The following is a 19,889-nucleotide window of genomic DNA, read 5'->3' as shown; positions in this document are numbered from 1 at the left end:
CCATCGCCCCAAGGGTCGGTTGGGAAGGGTGCGCCGGCACCATCGCGTTCACCGATCCCGAGCGGCGCAACTCACGGAGCGGGTCACCGCGGTGTCCGGCGCGTAGCCTCACCGGTCACGGAGCCGCGAGCCCAAGCCGCGAGCCGGAGGCTCCCGGTGCCGCCGCCTCCGCGGCGGCCGCGGAGGCGGACATGCGTCCCCAACCAGACCTTCTCGGCTCCCCGCCTGGCTGGATCACGATCGAGCACGAGTCAGGTGGCCGTCGGGTGCTGTGCATGTGGGGCGAGGTGGACACCACGACGGTGGCGCAGTTCTACGCCGTCTACGGCGCGGTGCCGCTGGTGGTCGACCAGATCGACGCCGGCACGGTGACGTTCATCAGTTCCACCGGACTGGCGGTGCTGCTGCGCTGCGCGACGGAGTCCGAGGCCGCCGGACGCCGCCCGGTGCTGCGCGCGTCGTCCCGGCCGGTGGACCGCCTGCTGAAGATGTCCGGGGTGGGGAGCCTGTTCCCGCGGCTGGATCCGGCGCACGACCACCCGGGCGCCCCGGAGCGATAGGACGACTCGGCCGCCAGGGGGCGATCGAGGGCGCCGGCGGGTGGTGGAACGTGGCGAGGACGGCGCGTCGGGACGGCGAGGGTGTGGTCGCGGGCGAACCGGTGACTGCTACACCCGGCTGAGCTCGCGTGCGCGGCGCACCGCGTCGTCCCGGCCGGTGGCCGCGAGCTTGCGCAGGAGCGTGCGCACGTGCCCGCGGACGGTGTTGGTCGAGACCGCGAGCGCGGCGGCGATCTGCGCGGTCGACCGCCCCTCGTCGAGCAGCCGCAGCACCTCCAGCTCACGGGCGCTCAACGGCGGCGTGGCCGGGGCCGCGATCCGGACGCCGGCCGCGGGCTGGCCGTTCACCGCCCGCTCCACATACGGGGCGTGAGGCCGGGCGCCTCGGTCCGGGGCAGATCGATCAGGGCCCACACGTGCTTGCGGCCGGCGGTGACGGTCCGTCCGCGGGCGCCGCAGAGGCGGGCGACCAGGTGCAGGCCGAGGCCGCCGGCGGCCGGCGCGGCCGGCTCCCACCGGCCGAGCAGCCGCGCGTCGGGCGGCGTGAGCGGCAGTGGCTGGGTTGCCCAGGCGGGCTCGGTCATCGCGGTCCTCCGGTGGGGGGCGCCGTGTAGGCCGTGCCGTTCCGGCGCGGGCGGAGCGTCGCCCCGGGGCGGTCCCGCGGGCCGGTCGGGGGGCTGGCGTCCGGTGCCCGGCCATCACCCTGTCCCGGTCGGCATCCGGCGGCTCAGGGGCGATCGTCCCGACCGGCGGAGCCGTTGTGGGGGACGTCGAGGGCCGGAGGTCGCAGGGGCCTCCGGCCGCGGCGGAAGGCGCGGCCGCGGCAGAGCGCCCGGCCACCGGTGCGGCACTGCGGAGTCCCGAGACGCCGGTCAGGCGGCGGGGGGCACGGGCGGCTCGGGCATCAGCACGTGCCGGTCCAGCCGCAGCCGGTGCAGCGCCCGCTGCAGCTCCGGCGCCGGTCGGTGCACGATCAGCGTCGGCGGGCCGCCCGGACGCGTGCGGGCGGAGCTGGGCTGGGGCGGCATGAGTTCCCCCCGGTCGGCGCAGGGGCAGGGCCCCGCCCGCGGACGTCCGTGGCCGGTGCCCGGGCTGGACGAACCGGCGTCAGAATGGTGGTGTACAACCCGGCTGTGGTCAACTGGACTGGTGGGATAGCGGTGGGCGTTCCTCGGGGCGCAGCGGCAGCACGCCGCGCCCGGCGGCGGCCGCGCCGCGAGGACCGGTGATCCCCCCGCCGCCGGCCGGGACCGGGGGCTCTCCCGTCGAGACGATCTTCATGGGATGCTGGGGCCGCCCTGGAACCGGCGGGGCCTGGGTGCGTTGGCCGGAGGTGTGCAGGTGAACCTGCCCCCTGGTTCGTCCTCTCAGCTCCGCACCGACCCGGTCGCCACCGCCGGCGACGGGAGCGAGGAGCTCACGCAGGCCCGGGCGCTGATCGAGCACGCCCCGGACGCGATCGTGATCGTCGACGTCGACACCGGCTGCTTCACGAGCGTGAACGCCGCCGCCGAGCAGCTGTTCGGCATGGAGCGGGCACGTCTGCTGCGCGCCGGGCCGGTGGAGGTCAGCCCGCCGGTCCAGCCCGACGGCCGCCGCTCGGACCAGGCGGCGTGGGGCTACATCGAGCAGGCGCTGGCCGGCGGGCGGCCGCGGTTCGAGTGGACCCACTCCCGGGCCGACGGCACCGACGTGCCGTGTGAGATCACCCTGCTGCGGCTGCCGGCGGCCGACCGGCGGCTGGTGCGCGGCAGCATCCTGGACATCACCGAGCGGCGGGCCGCCGAGGCCGCCCGCGCCGCGGCGGTCGCCGAGCAGGCGGCGCGGCGGGGTGCCGAGGCGGCCACCGCACGGCTGGAGGCGCTGGTCGCCGGGGTGAACGCGGTGGTGTGGGAGCGGGATCCGCACACGCTGCGGTTCACCTTCCTCAACGACCGGGTGCAGGAGCTGCTCGGCTACCCGGTCGCCCGCTGGCTGGCCGAGCCCAGGTTGTGGGAGACGATCCTGCATCCCGATGACCGTGCGGCGGCGGTGCGGCGGGTGCACCACGCGGTCGCCGACGGCGAGGTCGACTTCTCCCTGACCTACCGGGCGCGCACCGCCGACGGGCGGTGGCTGTGGCTGCAGCACCTCGGACACGTGGCCCGGGACGAGCACGGCCGGGCCCGCAGCCTGCATGTCGTCCTCACCGACGTGACCGCCGCCCGGCGGCGGGAGCAGGCGGCGGCGCTGTTGGCCGCAGCCGGGCGGGCGCTGGCCGCCGACGGACCGGTCGAGCAGCGGCTGGGGGCGGTTGCGGGGCTGGCCCTGGGGGTGCTCGGGGAGACGGCGGTGGTGTGGCTGGCCGGGACCGACGACCGGTATCGGATGGTCGCCGCCGCCCCGGTCGAGCTGGCCGGCCAGGTGCACGGCATGCCACCGGTGCTGATGCCCGAGCAGCTGCGCCCGCTGATCGCCGCCGGCCGGCCGTTCGCCGTCGACCCGCTGTCCGAGGCGATGCTCCGGGAGGCGCTGGCCGGCGACCCGGCGCTGGAGCGGCTGGCCGCCGCCGACCCGACCCCACGCCGTCAGCTGGTCGTCCCGCTGCACAGCGCCGGTGAGCGGGTCGGGCTGGTGACCTTCTACACCACCGACCTGTCCCGCCGGTACGACGACGACGACGTGGCCCTCGCCGAGGACCTCGGCCAGCGGATCGCCGGCATGGTCGCCGCCGAGCAGCTCGGCGCCCGGCAACGGCAGCTGCACCAGCTCACCGCCGGGCTCTCGGCGGCCGGCACCGTTGCCGAGGCCGCCGCCGCGCTCGCCGACGGGCTACGAGCCGCGCTGGGTGCCTCGGTGGCCGCGGTGTGCACGCTGGGTGCCGACGGGCTGCTGCACACCATCGAGGCCCGCGGCTACCCGCCCGAGCAGCTGCAGCGGTACGCCGCCATGCGGCTGACCGCGCCGTTCCCCATCCCCGAGGCCGCGCGCACCCACCGGCCGGTGTGGCTGCGCCACCGGGCGGCGCTGGTGGAGCGGTATCCGGGCATCGAGCGGCACCTGCGGGCGGACACCCAGGCGTCGGCGGCACTGCCGCTGACCGTCGGTGACCGGGTGATCGGCGCGCTCGGTCTGGCGTTCACCAGCCCGCGGCGCTTCGACACCGGCGAGCGGGCCTTCCTGCAGACGATCGCCGACCAGCTCGCCGTCGTCCTCGAGCGAGCCACGCTGGCCGATGTCCGCCGGGAGATGGCCGAGACCCTGCAGCGCAGCCTGCTGCCCGCCCGGGTGCCCGAGCTCGACGGCCTGCAGGTGGTCACCCGCTACCTGCCCGCCGTGCGCGGCACGGCCGCCGGCGGGGACTGGCACGACGTGGTGACCCTCGACGAGGGCCGCGTCGCCGTCGTGGTCGGCGATGTGGTGGACCACGGCGCGGCCGCCGCGGCAGCGATGGGCCGGCTGTCCAGCGCGCTGCACGGCATCCTGCTGGCCGGGCGCAGTCCGGCCCGGGCGCTGGAGCTGCTCGACGGCCTCGCCGGGGAGGTCGACGGTGCCGTGCTGGCGACGGTCTTCTGCCTGCTGCTCGACCCGGCCACCGGCCACCTGACCTACAGCAGCGCCGGCCACCCGCCGCCGCTGATCATCGACGACCACGGCGCCACCTGGCTGGACGGGGCAGCCGGCCGCGCGCTCGGACTGCCCGACCGCCGGACCCGAGGTGAGGCCGCCACCACCCTGTCCGGCACGGTGCTGCTGTTCACCGACGGGCTCGTCGAGCGCCACGACGAAGACCTCGACGCGGGCCTGGCCCGGCTCGCCACCGCCGCCACCGCCCGCCGCGCCGCGCCGCTGGACGCGCTCGTCGACGGGCTGCTCGCCGACCTGGTTGACGTCGGCGGCGCCGTCGACGACATCGCGATCGTCGCCGTCCGGCGACCGGACGCCGCGGAACCGGCCGGCCTGGCGGCAGCGGCAACGTGACGGGGACCGCGCCGCCGGCGAAGATGCCCGGCTGCGCCGGTGGCCGGCGTCGTGGGGCGCGACCGGCAGTGCGGATCGGTCAGGCGCCGACCGCGGCCCGGTCGCGGCCTGCCTTCTTGGCTCCGTGAAGGGCGGCGTCGGCGGCGGCGTCGACGAGCTGCTCGGTGCGGCGAAGTGGGAAACCCCTCTGCGGCCCCGTGCGCAGGCTTGGTTGCGCCGGCGTCGGAGAGCGACCGTGCGGTGAGGCGGCGCGGCGCGCGACACCCCACGGCCCGAGCACGGCTCCCGCGCCGGCTGGGGTCCTGGTGGCCGTCGGCGCCGCTGCGGCGGCTTGGGCGGTCGGCTGGGTCGCCGGCGTGTCCTGGGCGTGGCGCGAGATGACGCCCCGGTACCTGAGCCGGACCACCGGCGGCGCGGAGCGGGCCTCCCCGGCGCCGGACCGCCCGTGCGGTCGTGAGGACGACCTCTCGCGGGGCACCCGCCGTCCGGCGCTCCTCGGACCGAGACTCCTGCGCGGGCACGAACGCCCTCGCCGACCAGGCCGGCGCCCGGGCACCGCCTAGCATCGATCCGTGCCGGTTCTCCCTCGGGCCTTCTCCCCCACCGTGATCTCGCTGGTGGCCCTCGCCAACGTCGTCGCCAACGTGCTGATCGTGGTCACCGGTGGTGCCGTGCGGCTCACCGGCTCGGGCCTGGGCTGCCCCACCTGGCCCCGCTGCACCAGCGAGAGCTTCGTGCCCACCGAGGAGCTGGCCGGGCACGGCGTCATCGAGTTCGGCAACCGCACCCTGACCGGCCTCCTCACGATCACCGCGATCGCGACGCTGGTCGTCGTCTGGCGCTCGGCGCGCACCGACCTGCGCCGGCTGGCGGTGCTGAGCTTCCTGGGCATCCCGGTGCAGGCCGCGCTGGGCGGCGTCACCGTGCTCACCGGCCTCAACCCGTGGACCGTCGCCGCCCACTTCCTGCTGTCGATGGCGCTGGTCGCGGTCACCACGGTGCTGTGGCTGCGCTCCCGCGAGCCCGGCGTCGGCCAGCTGGTCGTCCGCCGTCCGCTGCCGCTGCTGGTCGCCGGGATCGCCGTCGTCACGGCCGCGGTGCTGGTGGTCGGCACCCTCGTCACCGGCAGCGGGCCGCACAGCGGCGACGTCGACGACGACGGCGTCCCCACCGGCGACCGGATCGGCCTCGACCCCGAGCTGATGAGCCAGCTGCACGCCGACGTCGTCTTCCTGCTGATCGGGCTGACCGTCGCGCTGCTCGTGGCGCTGCACGCCACCGACTCCCCCGGCCGGGTCCGCCGCGCCGCCCGTGACCTGCTGGTCGTGCAGCTGGCGCAGGGCGTCGTCGGTTACGTGCAGTACTTCACCGACCTGCCGATCGTGCTGGTGCTGCTGCACATGCTCGGCGCCGCGCTGATCACCGCCTACACCGCCCGTCTGGTCTGGTCCATCCGCGGCCCGGTGTCCGAGGTGCCGCTCGACGCCCCCGCCCGGGTCGCCGTCTCCGGCTGAGCGGTCGGGACCTCACCCCGGAACCGCGCCACGAGGCGCCGCGCCCACGGCTCCGGCGCCCGGTCCAGCTCGGCACCGACCGCCGTGGTGGCGACGAGGATGACGGAGACGACGACGAACCACCCGACGAGCGACAGCGTGACGCCGAAGATCCCGTACCGCTGGCTGTAGCGCTCCATCAGGGCGGGCATGTACAGCGTCGTGACGACGCCGTAGAGGGCGACCGCGATCCCCGCGAGCGCCCCGGTCGGCAGCAGCCTGCGCCAGCGGACGCGCCGGTCGAGCAGCAGCCAGGGCACCGAGGTCCACAGCACGAGGTTGGCCGCGGCCGCCACCGACCAGCTCAGCACCCCGGGGACCGGCAGCGCCCCGACCAGCTGGCGGGCGGCGTAGAGCAGCGACAGCTCGACGAGCAGGGCGCCCAGCCCGAACGCCGCGTTCAGCGCCCGCCGGACCCCACGCGGCGGCTCCAGCCGCCACGCCTGCAGGTACATGTTCTGCAGGCGGCGGGTCAGCGAGATCCCCGAGAACACCAGGAGGACGACGCTGAGGATCCCGACGCCGGCCTCGCCGGAGCGGGCGAACAGCGACTGCACGTCGTCGGCCGCGTCCCCGGTGAGCCGGAACTTGGCGACGATCGCGTCCGCGACCACGTTGCGGCTGCCGAGCGGGAGCGCGGCGGAGAGCAGGAGCAGCAGCGGGATCAGCGCCGTGAACGCCTGGGCCGCCAGCGCCATCGCCCGGTCGAGCCCCTGCACGTCGACGACCGCGCGGAGGCAGCGCCCCGGGAAGGTGCGCTCCAGGCGTCCGGTGACGCGGCCGAGGGCTCCGGCGCTCACCGCCGCAGCATCACCGCCGCCGGGCGCGGCGCGCATCGTCTCGGCCGGATGACGGCCGGGCCCCGCCGGTCGACGACCGCTCAGACGAGCGTGTCGATGATGATCGCCGCGGACAGCAGCGCCATGTACGAGATCGAGATGTGGAACAGCGCCATCGGCCTGGGCTCGGCGCCCCGGCGGATGCGCGAGAGCAGCCGGTGCGCCTCGACGGCGAACCACAGGCCCAGCGCCGCCGCGGCGGCGGTGTAGACCCAGCCGATCCCGTAGCCGGCGGCCACCGGCCACAGCAGCAGCGAGACGGCGACGGTGAGCCAGGTCCAGGCGACGGTCTGCCGGCCCACCGACAGGGGCGTGGCCACGACCGGCAGCATCGGGACGTCGGCGCGCGCGTAGTCGGCCCGGAACCGCATGGCCAGCGCCCAGAAGTGCGGCATCTGCCAGCAGAAGACGACGGCGAAGAACACCACGGCCGGCCAGTCCAGCGAGCCGGTCACCGCGGCCCAGCCGATGAGCACCGGCGCCGCGCCGGGCACGCCGCCCAGCTCGGTGCTGCGGCGGGTGTGCCGCTTGAACACCATCGTGTAGAGGACGGCGTAGTAGACGATCGCGGCCAGGGCGAGCGCCGCGGCGAGCAGCGTCGTCGTCACGGCGAGCAGCACCGTGGAGACGACGGTGAGCACCAGGCCGAACACCAGGGCGCCGCGCGGGCTGACCTCGCCCATGGGCAGCGGCCGCCGCTCGGTGCGGTGCATCAGCCGGTCGATGTCCCGGTCGTACCAGCAGTTGAAGACGTTGGCCGCGCCGGCGGCGAGCGTGCCGCCGACCAGGGTGGCCGCCAGCAGGCCCCACGAGGGCCAGCCGCGGGCGGCGATCATCATGGCCGGGACGGTCGTGACCAGCAGCAGCTCGATGATCCGCGGCTTGGTCAGCGCGACGTAGGCGCGCACCACCGCGGACAGACGCCGGGTCGTGACGACCACGGGTCGCTCGGAGACCGCCGTCACCGGGAGGCCTGGCCCGCGGGGTCGCAGGGCCCCACCGGGCGGGGAGACAGCACGGGGGTCCCTTCGAACCGGGGAATGGAACGAGGCCACTGTAGCCCGCGGCCCACCGGGGAACGGGCCGGGATGACTAGGGTTTCCTCACGTTGACGCTGCACGTGCAGCGGGTAGGGCCTACGTCGACGACGACGGTGCCCCGAACCGACGCTGCTGCGTGCACCGTCATCCGCCCGGGGTCCCGGCCCACCCGGCTCCCGGGCGTCCACCGCACCATCCGAGAGGCCCCGACTCCGAGGGAGCACCGAACCGACATGGGAACGCAGAGCACCGAGTCCGAGGCCCCGGCCGAAGCCGCGACCGACGCCCCCACCGGCGCCCCCCGCCAGCCGGACCCCACCCTTCCCGAGGGGTTCGGCGAGCTCGACCGCCGCGCCATCGACCTGGTGCGCGTCCTGGCCATGGACGCCGTCCAGAAGGTCGGCAACGGCCACCCCGGCACGGCGATGAGCATGGCGCCCACCGCCTACCTGCTCTTCCAGAAGTGGCTCCGGCACGACCCGACCGATCCGAACTGGGTCGGCCGCGACCGGTTCGTCCTGTCGATGGGCCACTCCAGCCTGACCCTCTACATCCAGCTCTTCCTGTCCGGCTACGGCCTGGAGGTGGCGGACCTGCAGGCGTTGCGCACGTGGGGCTCGAAGACCCCCGGCCACCCCGAGGTCAACCACACCCCCGGCGTCGAGACGACGACCGGCCCGCTCGGCCAGGGCGTGGGCAACGCCGTCGGCATGGCGATGGCCGCCCGCCGCGAGCGCGGGCTGTTCGACCCCGACACCCCCGAGGGCGAGAGCCTGTTCGACCACACCATCTGGGTCTTCGCCTCCGACGGCGACCTCGAGGAAGGCGTCAGCGGCGAGGCGTCGTCCCTGGCCGGCACCCAGCGGCTGGGCAACCTCGTCCTGGTCTACGACGACAACCGGATCTCGATCGAGGACGACACCAACGTCGCCTTCACCGAGGACGTCGGCAAGCGCTACGAGGCCTACGGCTGGCACGTGCAGCACGTGGACGACGGCGAGGACCTCGCCGCCGTCGACGCCGCGTTCGCCGCCGCCAAGGCCGAGACCGGCCGGCCGTCGATCATCGTGCTGCGGACGATCATCGCCTGGCCCGCGCCGAACAAGCAGAACACCGGCGCCGCGCACGGCTCGGCGCTCGGCGACGCCGAGGTCAAGGCCACCAAGGAGCTCCTCGGCTTCGACCCCGAGCAGACCTTCGAGGTCGCGTCCGAGGTCCTGGAGCACGCCCGCAGGGTGGTCGACCGCGGCCGGGAGCAGCACGCCGAGTGGCAGCAGCGCTTCGACGCCTGGACGTCGGCCAACCCCGAGGGCGCCGCGCTGCTCGAGCGGATGACCACCCGCAGCCTGCCCGAGGGCTTCGCCGAGAAGCTGCCGAGCTGGGACGCCGACCCGAAGGGCGTCGCGACCCGCAAGGCCTCCGGCGAGGTCCTCGGCGCGCTGTACCCGGTGCTGCCCGAGCTGTGGGGCGGCTCGGCCGACCTGGCGGAGAGCAACAACACCGCCGTCAAGGGCGAACCGTCGTTCCTGCCGGCCGACCGGCAGACCAAGATGTGGTCGGGCGGCCCCTACGGCCGCACGCTGCACTTCGGCGTCCGCGAGCACGCGATGGGCGCGATCATGAACGGCATCGCCCTGCACGGCGGCACCCGCGTGTACGGCGGCACGTTCCTCACCTTCTCCGACTACATGCGCGGGGCGGTCCGGCTGGCCGCGCTCATGCAGCTCCCGGTGATCTACGTCTGGACCCACGACTCGATCGGCCTCGGCGAGGACGGCCCGACCCACCAGCCGATCGAGCACTTCGCCGCGCTGCGCGCCATCCCGGGCCTCGACGTCGTCCGCCCGGCCGACGCCAACGAGGTGGCCGTCGCGTGGCGGACGATCCTCGAGCACAACGACCGCCCGGCCGGTCTGCTGCTCTCCCGGCAGAACCTGCCGGTGTTCGACCGCGGCGAGTTCGGCTCGGCCGAGGGCGTGGCCCGCGGCGCATACGTGCTGGCCGACGCGTCGAACGGCGAGCCCGAGGTGATCCTGCTGGGCACCGGCTCGGAGGTGCAGATCGCGGTGGCCGCCCGCGAGCGGCTGGAGGCCGACGGGGTGCCGACCCGCGTCGTCTCCGTCCCGTGCGTGGAGTGGTTCGCCGACCAGGACCAGGCCTACAAGGACGAGGTGCTGCCCCCGTCGGTCCGGGCCCGGGTCAGCGTCGAGGCGGGCGTGCCGATGGGCTGGCGCGAGTTCGTCGGCGACGCCGGCCGCATCGTCGGGCTGAACCACTACGGCGCCAGCGCCGCCTACTCCGTGCTCTACGAGGAGTTCGGGCTCACCGACGAGGCCGTCGTGGCGGCCGCCCGCGAGAGCATGGAGGCGGCGCGCTCCGGTGCCGCCGTCCCGGCCGGCCCGGTGCCGGCGACCGGTGGACTCCCCCACCCCACCGGCGACCGCTGAGAGAACCCCCACCCAGAAAGGGCACGAGCACATGGCTCAGAACGAGAGGCTGGCCGAGCTCTCCTCGGCCGGGGTCGCCGTCTGGCTCGACGACCTGTCCCGCGACCGCATCCGCAGCGGGAACCTGCAGTCGCTGGTCGACGAGTACTCCGTCGTCGGCGTCACCACCAACCCGACCATCTTCGCCGCGGCGATCAGCGGGTCGGACTCCTACGACGACCAGGTGCACGCGCTGGCCGTCCGGGGGGTGAGCGTCGAGGAGGCGCTGCGCACGATCACCGCCGCCGACGTCCGCGACGCCTGCGACCTGCTCGCCCCGGTCGCCGAGCGGCAGCCCGGCGACGGGCGGGTGTCGCTGGAGGTCGCCCCCGGCCTGGCGCACGACACCGACGCCACCGCCGCCGAGGCGGCGCACCTGTGGTGGCTGGTCGACCGGCCGAACCTGTACATCAAGATCCCGGCGACCGAGGCGGGCCTGCCGGCGATCACCGAGACGATCGCGAACGGCATCAGCGTCAACGTCACCCTCATCTTCAGCCTCGAGCGCTACCGGGCGGTCATGGACGCCTACCTGTCCGGGCTGGAGAAGCGGGTCGAGAACGGCGGCTCGCTGGAGGGCATCGCCTCGGTGGCGTCGTTCTTCGTCTCCCGCGTGGACACCGAGATCGACAAGCGGCTCGACAAGGCCGGCGCCGACCCGTCGCTCAAGGGCCGGGCGGGCGTCGCCAACGCCCAGCTGGCCTACCAGGCCTACGAGGAGGTGTTCTCCTCCGACCGCTGGCGGGCGCTCGAGGCGAAGGGCGCCGCGCCGCAGCGGCCGCTGTGGGCCTCCACCGGCGTGAAGAACCCGGAGTACTCCGACACGCTCTACATCTCCGAGCTCATCGCCCCCGGCACGGTCAACACGATGCCGGAGAAGACGATGAAGGCCTACGCCGACCACGGCGAGCCCGGCACGCCGGTGCAGAAGTCCTACGAGGACGCCGCCGCGGTGATGAAGTCGATCGCCGACGCCGGCGTCGACCTCGACGACGTCTTCAAGGTCCTCGAGGACGAGGGCGTGCAGAAGTTCGTCGACTCCTGGGACGAGCTCACCGAGTCGGTGAAGAGCGAGCTCGAGAAGCTCAGGTAACAGAAGGTCCCTCCTCCGCCGTCCGGTCCGCCGTCGGGCCGGGCGGCGGACCCGCCTGCCGAGCCGAGGACAGAAGATGATCACCAACCCGCTGCGCGATCCGCGGGACCGGCGGCTGCCCCGTGTGCCCGAACCCTGCGCCCTCGTCGTCTTCGGCATCACCGGCGACCTGGCCCGCAAGAAGCTCCTGCCGGCCGTGTACGACCTGGCCAACCGCGGTCTGCTGCCCACCAACTTCGCCCTCCTCGGCTTCGCCCGCCGCGACTGGGGCGACACCGACTTCGCCGAGCTGGCCCGCGACGCCGCCCGCAACGCCGCGCGCACCCCGTGGCGCGAGGAGGTCTGGGACCAGCTCGCCAGCAGCGTGCACTTCGTCCAGGGCTCGTTCGACGACGACAACGCGTTCGACCAGCTCGCCGACACGCTCAACGACCTCGAGGGCAGCCACGGCATCGGCGGCAACGCCGCGTTCTACCTGTCGATCCCGCCGGCGATGTTCCCCGTCGTCCTCAAGCAGATGCAGCGCACCGGGATGGCCGAGAGCACGCCCGACCGGTGGCGGCGGGTGGTCGTCGAGAAGCCGTTCGGCACCGACCTGGAGTCCAGCCGCGAGCTCAACGAGCTGGTCGACTCCGTGTTCAGCGCCGAGGACGTCTACCGCATCGACCACTACCTCGGCAAGGAGACCGTCCAGAACCTGCTGGCGCTGCGGTTCGCCAACGAGCTGTTCGAGCCCATCTGGAACGGCAACCACGTCGACTCGGTGCAGATCACCATGGCCGAGGACGTCGGCATCGGCGGCCGCGCCGGCTTCTACGAGAAGACCGGCGCCGCCCGGGACGTGCTGCAGAACCACCTGCTGCAGCTGCTGGCGCTGACCGCGATGGAGGAACCGGTCGAGTTCTCGGCCGAGGAGATCCGCACCGAGAAGCTCAAGGCGCTGCGCGCGATCTCGCTGCCCGAGGACCTGGCCACCTTCGCCATCCGCGGGCAGTACCAGCAGGGCTGGCTGGCCGGCCAGCGGGCCAAGGGCTACCGCCAGGAGGACGGCGTCGACGAGAAGTCGACGACCGAGACCTACGCCGCGGTCCGGCTCGGGGTGGAGACGCGCCGCTGGGCCGGCGTGCCGTTCTACCTGCGCACCGGAAAGCGGCTCCCCCGCCGGGTCACCGAGATCGCGCTGATGTTCAAGCGAGCCCCGCACCTGCCGTTCGCGCCCACCGACACCGAGGAGCTGGGCAACAACCAGCTCGTCGTCCGCGTGCAGCCGGACGAGGGGGTCACCCTCAAGTTCGGGTCGAAGGTGCCGGGCAGCGTCATGGAGGTCCGCGACGTCGCGATGGACTTCCTCTACGGCGAGCAGTTCACCGAGGCCAGCCCCGAGGCCTACGAGCGGCTGCTGCTCGACGTGCTGCTGGGCGACGCCACGCTGTTCCCCCGCAACGCGGAGGTCGAGGCGTCCTGGCGGGTGATCGACCCGCTGGAGGACTTCTGGGCGGGCAGCACCCCGTACACCTACCGGGCCGGTGAGTGGGGTCCGCGCGCCGCCGACGAGATGCTCGCCGCCGAGGGAAGGAGGTGGCGCCGGCCATGACGACCCTCTGGGACACCACCGGTTCCGCCGTGGTCAAGGAGCTGGCCGCGCAGCGGCGCACCGGCGGGGCGGTGCTCTCCGGGGTGGCGCTCACCCTGGTCGTCGTCGCCGACGAGGGCCGGGTGGCCGAGGCCGAGGAGGCCGCGACCCTCGCCGCCGAGCAGCACCCCTGCCGGCTGCTGGTGGTCGTGCGCCGGCAGATCGACGCGCCGCAGCCCCGGCTGGACGCCGAGGTGCTCATCGGCGGCCGGCTCGGCCCCGGCGAGGCCGTCGTCATGCGCATGTACGGCCGGCTGGCGCTGCACGCCGAGTCGGTGGTGCTGCCGCTGCTGGCCGCCGACGCCCCGGTCGTGAGCTGGTGGCACGCCGCCGCACCCGAGCGGATGGCCACCGACCCGCTCGCCGTCATCGCCGACCGCAGGATCACCGACAGCTCGCTGGCCGACGACCCGGTGGCCGCACTGCGCCTCCGGGCCGGCGACTACGCCCCCGGTGACACCGACCTGGCCTGGACCCGCAGCACGCCGTGGCGGGCGACGCTCACCTCCACCGTCGACTCGGTGGCCGGCCGCCGGGGCGAGCCGGTGCGCATCCGCGGCGGCCGGATCGAGGGCCGGCCGGGCAACGCCAGCGCCGAGCTGCTCGCCGGCTGGCTGACCTCCCGCTGCGGCAGCCGCATCGACGTCACCACGAGCGAGCGGACGCCGGGCCCGAGCGGGGTGGACGCCGTCGTCCTCGAGCTCGACGAGGACGAGGAGATCCGCGTCCAGGCCGACCGCCGCGGCGGCGCGACGATCACCCAGCCCTTCCGCCCGGACACCAACGTCGCCCTGCCCGACCGCCCGCTGGGCGACCTGCTCGGCGAGGAACTGCGCCGGCTCGACCCCGACGAGCCGTACCAGGAGGCCCTCGAGGCCGCGACCGGCGTCACCGGCCTCGCCGAGCGCTCGCCGGTGCGCGAGCACATCTGGTTCGACCCGGCCGACCCCGACGGCAAGGCGCGCCCCGGCACCGCCCGCCCGGCCACCACACCGTCCCCCTCCCGCCGGAAGGGCGCGGCGAAGCAGGCCGCGGACGTGCCGGCGGACTCCGAGAACGCCGAGGAGGCGGTCCGCTGATGTCGCTGCCCCCCGGCGAGCGCGTCTCCGCCCGGCTGGCCGCCGGCGGCCGGCCCGCGCCCGACGTCGTCATCGAGCCCGACGCCGACCGGCTGGCCCGCGCCGTGGCCTCGGCGCTGGTCGCCCGGCTGGCCGCGGCGCAGGCGGTGCACGGGACGGCGTCGGTGGTGCTCACCGGCGGCGGCATCGGCACCGCCGTGCTCGAGCGGGTGGCGGCGCTGGCCGAGGAGCCCGAGCGGGAGGTCGTCGACTGGACCGCGGTCGACGTCTGGTGGGGCGACGAACGCTTCGTGCCCGCCGGCAGCGAGGACCGCAACGAGCTCGGCGCGCGGCGGGCGCTGCTCGACCGGGTCGGCGTCCCGTCGGAGCGGGTGCACGCCATGCCGGCCGCCGACGCCGGCTTCGACACCCCGGAGGCCGCCGCGGACTGGTACGCCGGTGAGCTGGCGGCCGCCGCCGGGGACGGCCCGCTCCCCCGGTTCGACGTCCTGCTGCTCGGCGTGGGCCCGGAGGGCCACGTCGCGTCGATCTTCCCCGACTCCCCCGCGGCCACCGACGAGCGGCCGGTCGTCGCCGTCCGCGACTGCCCCAAGCCGCCGCCCACCCGGGTGAGCCTCGGGCTCGCCGCGATCAACGCGGCCGAGGAGGTCTGGCTGCTGGTCTCCGGCGAGGGCAAGGCCGACGCCGTCGCCCGCGGGGTGGGCGGCGCCGAGCCGACCGAGCTGCCCGCCGGGGCGGTGCGCGGCCGGCGGGCGACGAGGTGGTTGCTCGACGCCGCCGCGGCCAGCAAGCTGGGCGCGCCCGCCTGATCCCGCCCGGCGGGGAGACCGACGGGGAGGGTGATGGAGGTCCGGGTCCTGGGGCCGGTCGAGGCCCGGAGGGACGGCGTGCCGGTGCACCTCAATGCCCGGATGAACCGCGCCCTGCTGGCGATCCTCGTCCTCGAGCGCGGCGGCGTGGTTGCCGCCGACCGGCTGGTCGACCTGCTGTGGGACGGCACGCCGCCGCCCAAGGCCACCGCCGCGCTGCACACCAAGGTCGCGCACCTGCGGCGCGCGCTGCAGCCCGACCGCGCGCCGCGCAGCGAGGACTCGCTGATCCGCACCTCGCCGGCCGGGTACCGGATCGCCCGGGAGGACGTCGACCTCGACGCCGACCGCTTCGAGCGGCTCGTCGGCGAGGCGCGCGGGCTGGTCGCCCCCGCCCCGCGGCGGGCCCTCGGCCTGCTCGACGACGCCCTGGGCCTGTGGCGGGGACCGGCGCTGGCCGAGTTCGCCGACGAGCCCTTCGCCGAGGCGTTCGTGCAGCGGCTGGAGAGCCTGCGGCTGACCGCGGTGGAGCTGCGGGCGGCCGCCCGGCTGGGGGCCGGCGACACCGACCGCGCCGTCGACGAGCTGCAGCCGCACGTGGCCGCCCACCCGCTGCGCGAGCAGGCGCGGGCCCAGCTCGCCCGGGCGCTCTACCTGGCCGGGCGGCAGGCCGACGCGCTCGCCGTCCTGGCCGAGGGGCGGGCGCTGCTGCGCGAGGAGCTCGGGCTCGACCCCGGACCGGAGCTGCAGCGGCTGGAGCAGCAGATCCTCGACCACGACCCGGCGCTCGCCCCGGACCTCCCGGCCGCACCGGTGCCCGCACCGCCACCGGTCCGGTCCGTGCGGCGGCCCGAGCTGGTCGGCCGCGACGCCGAGTGCGCGCTGCTCGACACGGTGGTCGCGGAGGCGGCCGCCGGGAGCGGCTGCGTCGTCCTGGTCACCGGGGACGCCGGCATGGGCAAGTCGGCGCTGCTGGCCTCGCTCGCCGCCGAGGTGGCCACCGCCGGCGGACCGGTCCGCTCCGCCACCTGCCGCGACGGCGTGGCCGCCCCGCCGTTCTGGCCGGTGCTGCAGATCGTCCGCGAGGCCGCCGCCGCGGCGGACGAGGCCGGCCGCGCGCGGCTGGCCGCTGCGCTCGGCCCGCTGGCCGGGACGCTGCCCGATCCCGGGCGCCCGGCCGCGCCCGCGACCGGCGGCGCCGACCCGGCCATGGTCCTGGTGCACCTCGCCGACGCCCTCGCCGCGGCGCTGGCCCGGCCGCCCGGCGTCCCCGCCCTGGTCGCGCTCGACGACCTGCACGCGGCCGATCCCGCGACGCTGCGGCTGGTCGCCGCGCTGGCCGCGGAGGTGGCGACCGCGCCGACCGTGCTGGCCCTCGCGCTGCGCAGCGGCGAGGCGGCCGACTCCCGCCCGCTGGCCGATGCGCTGGCCGCGCTCGGCCGGCTGCCCCGGGTGGTCCGCCTCGACCTCGCGCCGCTGCCGCCGGACGCCGTCACGACGCTCATCGCCGGCTCGCTGGACGGCGCGGACGCCGACGTCGACGGGCTGGTCGCCCGCGCCGAGGGCAACCCGTTCTTCGCCCTCGAGCTGGCCCGGGCGGTCGCCGCCGGCGCCGGGTCGCCCGGCGCGGTCGGCGGCCGGCCGGTGGGCGGCGTGCCCGCGCCGGTGTACGACGTGCTCCGGCAGCGGTTCCTGCGCCTGCCGCCGGAGGGCCTGGAGCTGCTCACCGCCGCTGCGGTCGCCGGGGAACCCCTCCCCGCCGACGACCTGGCCGCGATCCGCGGCGTCCCGGTCGACGAGGCCCTCGACCTGCTGGAGGCCGCGCTCGCCGCCCGGCTGCTCGCCGATACCGGCGACGGCGGGTTCGCCGTCGCCCACGCGCTCGTCGGCGAGGCGCTGCGCGCGTCGCTGTCCAGCGCGCGCCTCGCCCGGTTGCACCGGGCGGTCGCCCTGCGGCTCGAGGCACGGGCCGGGGACGACCCGCAGGCGGCCGCGCGGATCGCGGCCCACCACCTCGCGGCCCGCGCGCTGGACGGCGGGGCGGCGGCGCTGCCCTGGCTGGAGCGGGCGTCGGACACCGCGGTGGGCATCGCCGCGCTGGACGCCCTGCGCGAGCTCAACGAGCAGCTGGTCGCCCTCCTCGGCCCGGCCGACCGGCGGCGCGAGCTGCGCGCCCGCAGCCGCATCGCCTACGCCGACGTGTGGTCCAGCGGCTACGACACCCCGGCCATCCGCGAGTTCCTGCGGATGGTGCGCGGCTGGTCGGCGCCGCGACCGGTCCGCCCCGACGACCTCGAGCTGCTGTGGGTCGCGGCGATGCTGGAGGGGCAGGTCGGCCGCCTCGACGACGCGGCCGGCACGGTCGCCCGCATGGCCGAGGCCGCCGCGGAGGTGGACGACGCCACCGCCCGCTACCTGCACGAGGACATGGCGGCGGTGATCCGCTGGCGCGAGGCCCGCTTCGCCGAAGCGCTGGCGCACCTCGACCGGGCCGAGCAGCTGGTGGACGCCGGCGGGGTGGACCTCGGCCGCTCGCTGGCGTTCTCCCCGCGCACCCGGATCGCGGTCGTGCGGGCGCACTGCTTCTGGCACCAGGGCCGGCGGGCCGAGGCGTTCGCGCAGGCGGAGGCGGCGGTCGCGACGGCCGAGGGGACCGAGCTCGGCGCGGCCGGCTTCGCCCGCCGCTGGTCGCTGCTGCTGGCGCTGATGGACGGCGACCCCGACCGCGTGCGGCGGCTGGTCGGGCTGCGGCCCGGCGCGCCGTCGTGGGAACGGCTGCCCTACCCGGCCGCCGTCGTCGGGTTCGCCCAGGCGTGGCTGCGGGCGGTGGACGACCCGCCCGCCGGGCTGCCCGGGATGCGCGAGGCGCACGCCGCGCTGGTCCGCCACGGGCTCGCCGGCGGGCGGTCGGTGCTGCTCGGCCTGCTGGCCGAGGTGGCGCTGCGCGCCGGCGACCCGGCGGCCGCCGGGTCGTTCTGCGAGGCCGGCCTGGCGGTCGCCTCGCTGGCCGAGCGCTACTGGGTGCCGTCACTGCAACGGATCGGCGACGCCGCACGTCAGGCGACCGCAAGCGCGGCGTCAGCGGCGACGGCGACGGTGTCCCCATGAGCGAGCCGCGCCCCGACCCCCTGTCCGACGTGCACCCCGGCGACCGCTGGCTGGTCGCCGTCGCCCACCCCGACGACGAGACGTTCGGCTGCGGTTCGCTGATCGCCCGCGCCGCCCGGCTCGGCGCCGAGGTGACCGTCGCCTGCGCCACCCGCGGCGAGGCCGGCGAGCTGCCGGTCGGGGCGCCGCCGTGCGAGGACCTCGGCGCCGTGCGCGAGGCGGAGCTGCACCGGGCCGCCGCCCTGCTCGGCGTCGCCCGGGTCGAGCTGCTCGGCTACCGCGACTCCGGCTTCGACGGCGAGACGCCCGCCGGGTCGCTGTGCGCGGCGCCGGTCGAGGAGGTGGCGCGCGTGCTCGGCCGGCTGGTCGCCGACCTGCGCCCCACCGTGGTCGTCGTCCTCGACGGCAGCGACGGCCACCGCGACCACCTGCACGTGCGGGCGGCGGCGGCGCAGGCGCTGGCCGGCGTGCCGGGGCCGGCGCTCTACGAGTACGCGCTGCCGAGCTCGCTGCTGCGCCGGTGGCTGGTCGAGACGGCGGTCGCGCGCGGCGACGACGCCTACCACGCGGCCGACGCCGAGGGGCTCGGCCGCCCGGACGAGGAGCTCACCGACGTCGTCGACGTCGGCGAGCTGCTCGGCCTGCGGGAGGCGGCGATCGCCGAGCACCGGTCGCAGACGTCGCCGTTCGAGGGGCTGGGCGACGAGCTGCGGCGGGCGTTCCTGACGCGGGACCACCTCGTGCGCGTGCGCTGACGCGGGGTGAGCGCACGCGGTTCAAGGGCCTTGCAAGTGCGGTGAAAGGGGTCGACCGGACCCTGGCTTCAGGCCACACTGGCCGACCGTCGAAGGAGATGCCGCCATGTCCGCACCCGCCGTCCTCGGGACCGCCGTCGTCCCGGCACCGCGCAGCAGCACCGAGACGCTGCCCCGCCCGCGCCGGCAGCGGCCGCGGGACGAGTACTGGGACGTGTTCGAGGCCCGCTGGGTGCGTCCCGGCCGCTGAGCGGCCGGGGAGGCGGGCCGGGCGGCTCAGCCGCCGCGGCGGGCCTGCAGGCGGCTGAGCGCCTCCTCGAGCAGGGCGTTGCCGTCGGCGTCGCTGCGCCGCTCGCGCACGTAGGCGAGGTGGGTCTTGTAGGGCTCGGTGCGCGGCGCGGGCGGCGGGTCCTCGCGGTCCTGACCGGCCGGGAGGCCGCAGCGGGGGCAGTCCCAGTGCTCGGGGACCTCGGCCTCGCTCGCGAACGCGACCCGGGTCTCGTGACCCTTGGCGCACCAGAACGCGATGCGGCGCCGCGGAGCGGCCTCCCCGCGCTCGGCCTCACCCATCGGACCTGCTCCGACCCGGGTGCCCCGGATCGCGTTGCCACCAGCCACGAGCGCGCTCCCCTGATCTGCGATCGGCGCGACCGACGAGGGCCGCTGGCGCAGTCTAGGACAGCAGAGGGCGAATCCCAGGTCACATTTCGCGGACGAACCCGCGAACTCAGACCTTGACCAGGATCCCCAGCGCGACGATGCACACCGCCCAGACCAGCCCGGTGAACACGGTGAGCCGGTTGAGGTTCTTCTCCACCACCGAGGAACCGGCCAGCGACGAGGACACCGCGCCACCGAACATCGAGGACAGACCCCCGCCCCGGCCGCGGTGCAGGAGGATCAGCACCACGAGCAGGATGCTGGTGAGCACCAGCAGCACGTTGAGGATCAGCTCGACCATGGCACCGAGGGTA

General features: G+C 75.9%; 18 protein-coding genes. 11 read left to right on the top strand and 7 right to left on the bottom strand.

Annotated features, from left to right (window positions below):
- Nucleotides 1-275: 275 nt before the first annotated feature.
- Nucleotides 276-560, top strand: coding sequence for an STAS domain-containing protein (locus ACI797_RS09110; protein WP_456858299.1), 285 nt, complete (start codon nt 276-278; stop codon nt 558-560).
- A gap of 108 nt (nt 561-668) precedes the next feature.
- Here the strand turns inward: ACI797_RS09110 and ACI797_RS09105 are convergent, their stop codons facing one another.
- The 3 genes from ACI797_RS09105 to ACI797_RS09095 all read right to left on the bottom strand — a co-directional run bounded on the left by ACI797_RS09105 (nt 669) and on the right by ACI797_RS09095 (nt 1,588).
- Complete coding sequence (locus ACI797_RS09105) at nt 669-908, bottom strand: response regulator transcription factor (protein WP_456858298.1); 240 nt, start codon at nt 906-908, stop codon at nt 669-671.
- The gene (locus tag ACI797_RS09100; protein ID WP_456858297.1) at nt 905-1,144 is read right to left on the bottom strand and encodes a hypothetical protein; all 240 of its coding nucleotides are present in this window, start codon (nt 1,142-1,144) and stop codon (nt 905-907) included. The genes ACI797_RS09105 and ACI797_RS09100 overlap by 4 nt, the downstream gene beginning before the upstream one ends.
- A 288-nt stretch (nt 1,145-1,432) precedes the next feature.
- On the bottom strand, nt 1,433-1,588 hold the full coding sequence (locus tag ACI797_RS09095; protein ID WP_456858296.1) for a hypothetical protein: 156 nt from the start codon (nt 1,586-1,588) through the stop codon (nt 1,433-1,435).
- A gap of 313 nt (nt 1,589-1,901) precedes the next feature.
- Between ACI797_RS09095 and ACI797_RS09090 the strand changes: the two genes are divergently transcribed.
- Both ACI797_RS09090 and ACI797_RS09085 read left to right on the top strand, forming a co-directional pair.
- Nucleotides 1,902-4,520 (top strand): SpoIIE family protein phosphatase, encoded by a 2,619-nt coding sequence (locus tag ACI797_RS09090; RefSeq protein WP_456858295.1) that lies wholly within the window; start codon nt 1,902-1,904, stop codon nt 4,518-4,520.
- A gap of 572 nt (nt 4,521-5,092) precedes the next feature.
- Nucleotides 5,093-6,034, top strand: coding sequence for a COX15/CtaA family protein (locus tag ACI797_RS09085; protein ID WP_456858294.1), 942 nt, complete (start codon nt 5,093-5,095; stop codon nt 6,032-6,034).
- Here ACI797_RS09085 and ACI797_RS09080 read toward each other — a convergent pair.
- On the bottom strand, nt 5,947-6,873 hold the full coding sequence (locus tag ACI797_RS09080; RefSeq protein WP_456858293.1) for a YhjD/YihY/BrkB family envelope integrity protein: 927 nt from the start codon (nt 6,871-6,873) through the stop codon (nt 5,947-5,949). The two genes, ACI797_RS09085 and ACI797_RS09080, sit on opposite strands and share 88 nt — an antisense overlap.
- An 80-nt stretch (nt 6,874-6,953) precedes the next feature.
- Nucleotides 6,954-7,853 carry a heme o synthase gene (locus tag ACI797_RS09075; RefSeq protein WP_456858292.1) on the bottom strand — a complete coding sequence of 300 codons (900 nt, stop codon included), beginning with the start codon at nt 7,851-7,853 and terminating at the stop codon, nt 6,954-6,956.
- 332 nt (nt 7,854-8,185) lie between these two features.
- On the opposite strand from ACI797_RS09075, the gene tkt reads away from it, so the two are divergent.
- The 8 genes from tkt to ACI797_RS09035 all read left to right on the top strand — a co-directional run bounded on the left by tkt (nt 8,186) and on the right by ACI797_RS09035 (nt 19,165).
- A complete protein-coding gene (gene tkt / locus ACI797_RS09070) occupies nt 8,186-10,399 on the top strand; it encodes a transketolase (RefSeq protein WP_456858291.1) in 2,214 nt (737 codons plus the stop codon).
- A gap of 31 nt (nt 10,400-10,430) precedes the next feature.
- Nucleotides 10,431-11,531, top strand: coding sequence for a transaldolase (tal, locus tag ACI797_RS09065; protein ID WP_456858290.1), 1,101 nt, complete (start codon nt 10,431-10,433; stop codon nt 11,529-11,531).
- A gap of 76 nt (nt 11,532-11,607) precedes the next feature.
- Nucleotides 11,608-13,125, top strand: a complete 1,518-nt coding sequence (gene zwf / locus ACI797_RS09060; RefSeq protein WP_456858289.1) for a glucose-6-phosphate dehydrogenase — start codon at nt 11,608-11,610, stop codon at nt 13,123-13,125.
- On the top strand, nt 13,122-14,243 hold the full coding sequence (locus tag ACI797_RS09055) for a glucose-6-phosphate dehydrogenase assembly protein OpcA (RefSeq protein ID WP_456858288.1): 1,122 nt from the start codon (nt 13,122-13,124) through the stop codon (nt 14,241-14,243). Before zwf ends, ACI797_RS09055 begins: the two co-directional genes overlap by 4 nt.
- A complete protein-coding gene (gene pgl, locus ACI797_RS09050; protein WP_456858287.1) occupies nt 14,243-15,052 on the top strand; it encodes a 6-phosphogluconolactonase in 810 nt (269 codons plus the stop codon). The genes ACI797_RS09055 and pgl overlap by 1 nt, the downstream gene beginning before the upstream one ends.
- Before the next feature lie 33 nt (nt 15,053-15,085).
- Entirely contained in the window at nt 15,086-18,160 is a 3,075-nt protein-coding gene (locus tag ACI797_RS09045) for a BTAD domain-containing putative transcriptional regulator (RefSeq protein WP_456858286.1), read from the top strand.
- Nucleotides 18,157-18,915 carry a PIG-L deacetylase family protein gene (locus ACI797_RS09040; RefSeq protein WP_456858285.1) on the top strand — a complete coding sequence of 253 codons (759 nt, stop codon included), beginning with the start codon at nt 18,157-18,159 and terminating at the stop codon, nt 18,913-18,915. Before ACI797_RS09045 ends, ACI797_RS09040 begins: the two co-directional genes overlap by 4 nt.
- Before the next feature lie 106 nt (nt 18,916-19,021).
- Nucleotides 19,022-19,165: a hypothetical protein gene (locus tag ACI797_RS09035; RefSeq protein ID WP_456858284.1), complete on the top strand. Its 144-nt coding sequence runs from the start codon at nt 19,022-19,024 to the stop codon at nt 19,163-19,165.
- Between the two features lie 26 nt (nt 19,166-19,191).
- On the opposite strand, the gene ACI797_RS09030 is transcribed toward ACI797_RS09035, so the two are convergent.
- A complete protein-coding gene (locus ACI797_RS09030; RefSeq protein WP_456541551.1) occupies nt 19,192-19,533 on the bottom strand; it encodes an RNA polymerase-binding protein RbpA in 342 nt (113 codons plus the stop codon).
- 109 nt (nt 19,534-19,642) lie between these two features.
- Nucleotides 19,643-19,876, bottom strand: a complete 234-nt coding sequence (secG, locus tag ACI797_RS09025) for a preprotein translocase subunit SecG (protein ID WP_456541552.1) — start codon at nt 19,874-19,876, stop codon at nt 19,643-19,645.
- Nucleotides 19,877-19,889 lie beyond the last annotated feature (13 nt).

It is taken from the genome of Geodermatophilus sp. SYSU D00691 (assembly GCF_054050275.1).
Note: the sequence above shows the minus strand (reverse complement) of the source record. Positions and strands in the feature narration are given on the sequence as shown.

Bases quoted from the DNA above. Each gene is read 5' to 3' on its own strand.
- ACI797_RS09110 (WP_456858299.1), top strand. From the start codon at position 276: ATGTGGGGCGAGGTGGACACCACGACGGTGGCGCAGTTCTACGCCGTC.
- ACI797_RS09100 (WP_456858297.1), bottom strand. From the start codon at position 1,144: ATGACCGAGCCCGCCTGGGCAACCCAGCCACTGCCGCTCACGCCGCCC.
- ACI797_RS09095 (WP_456858296.1), bottom strand. From the start codon at position 1,588: ATGCCGCCCCAGCCCAGCTCCGCCCGCACGCGTCCGGGCGGCCCGCCG.
- tkt (WP_456858291.1), top strand. From the start codon at position 8,186: ATGGGAACGCAGAGCACCGAGTCCGAGGCCCCGGCCGAAGCCGCGACC.
- tal (WP_456858290.1), top strand. From the start codon at position 10,431: ATGGCTCAGAACGAGAGGCTGGCCGAGCTCTCCTCGGCCGGGGTCGCC.
- zwf (WP_456858289.1), top strand. From the start codon at position 11,608: ATGATCACCAACCCGCTGCGCGATCCGCGGGACCGGCGGCTGCCCCGT.
- ACI797_RS09055 (WP_456858288.1), top strand. From the start codon at position 13,122: ATGACGACCCTCTGGGACACCACCGGTTCCGCCGTGGTCAAGGAGCTG.
- pgl (WP_456858287.1), top strand. From the start codon at position 14,243: ATGTCGCTGCCCCCCGGCGAGCGCGTCTCCGCCCGGCTGGCCGCCGGC.
- ACI797_RS09045 (WP_456858286.1), top strand. From the start codon at position 15,086: ATGGAGGTCCGGGTCCTGGGGCCGGTCGAGGCCCGGAGGGACGGCGTG.
- ACI797_RS09040 (WP_456858285.1), top strand. From the start codon at position 18,157: ATGAGCGAGCCGCGCCCCGACCCCCTGTCCGACGTGCACCCCGGCGAC.
- ACI797_RS09035 (WP_456858284.1), top strand. From the start codon at position 19,022: ATGTCCGCACCCGCCGTCCTCGGGACCGCCGTCGTCCCGGCACCGCGC.
- secG (WP_456541552.1), bottom strand. From the start codon at position 19,876: ATGGTCGAGCTGATCCTCAACGTGCTGCTGGTGCTCACCAGCATCCTG.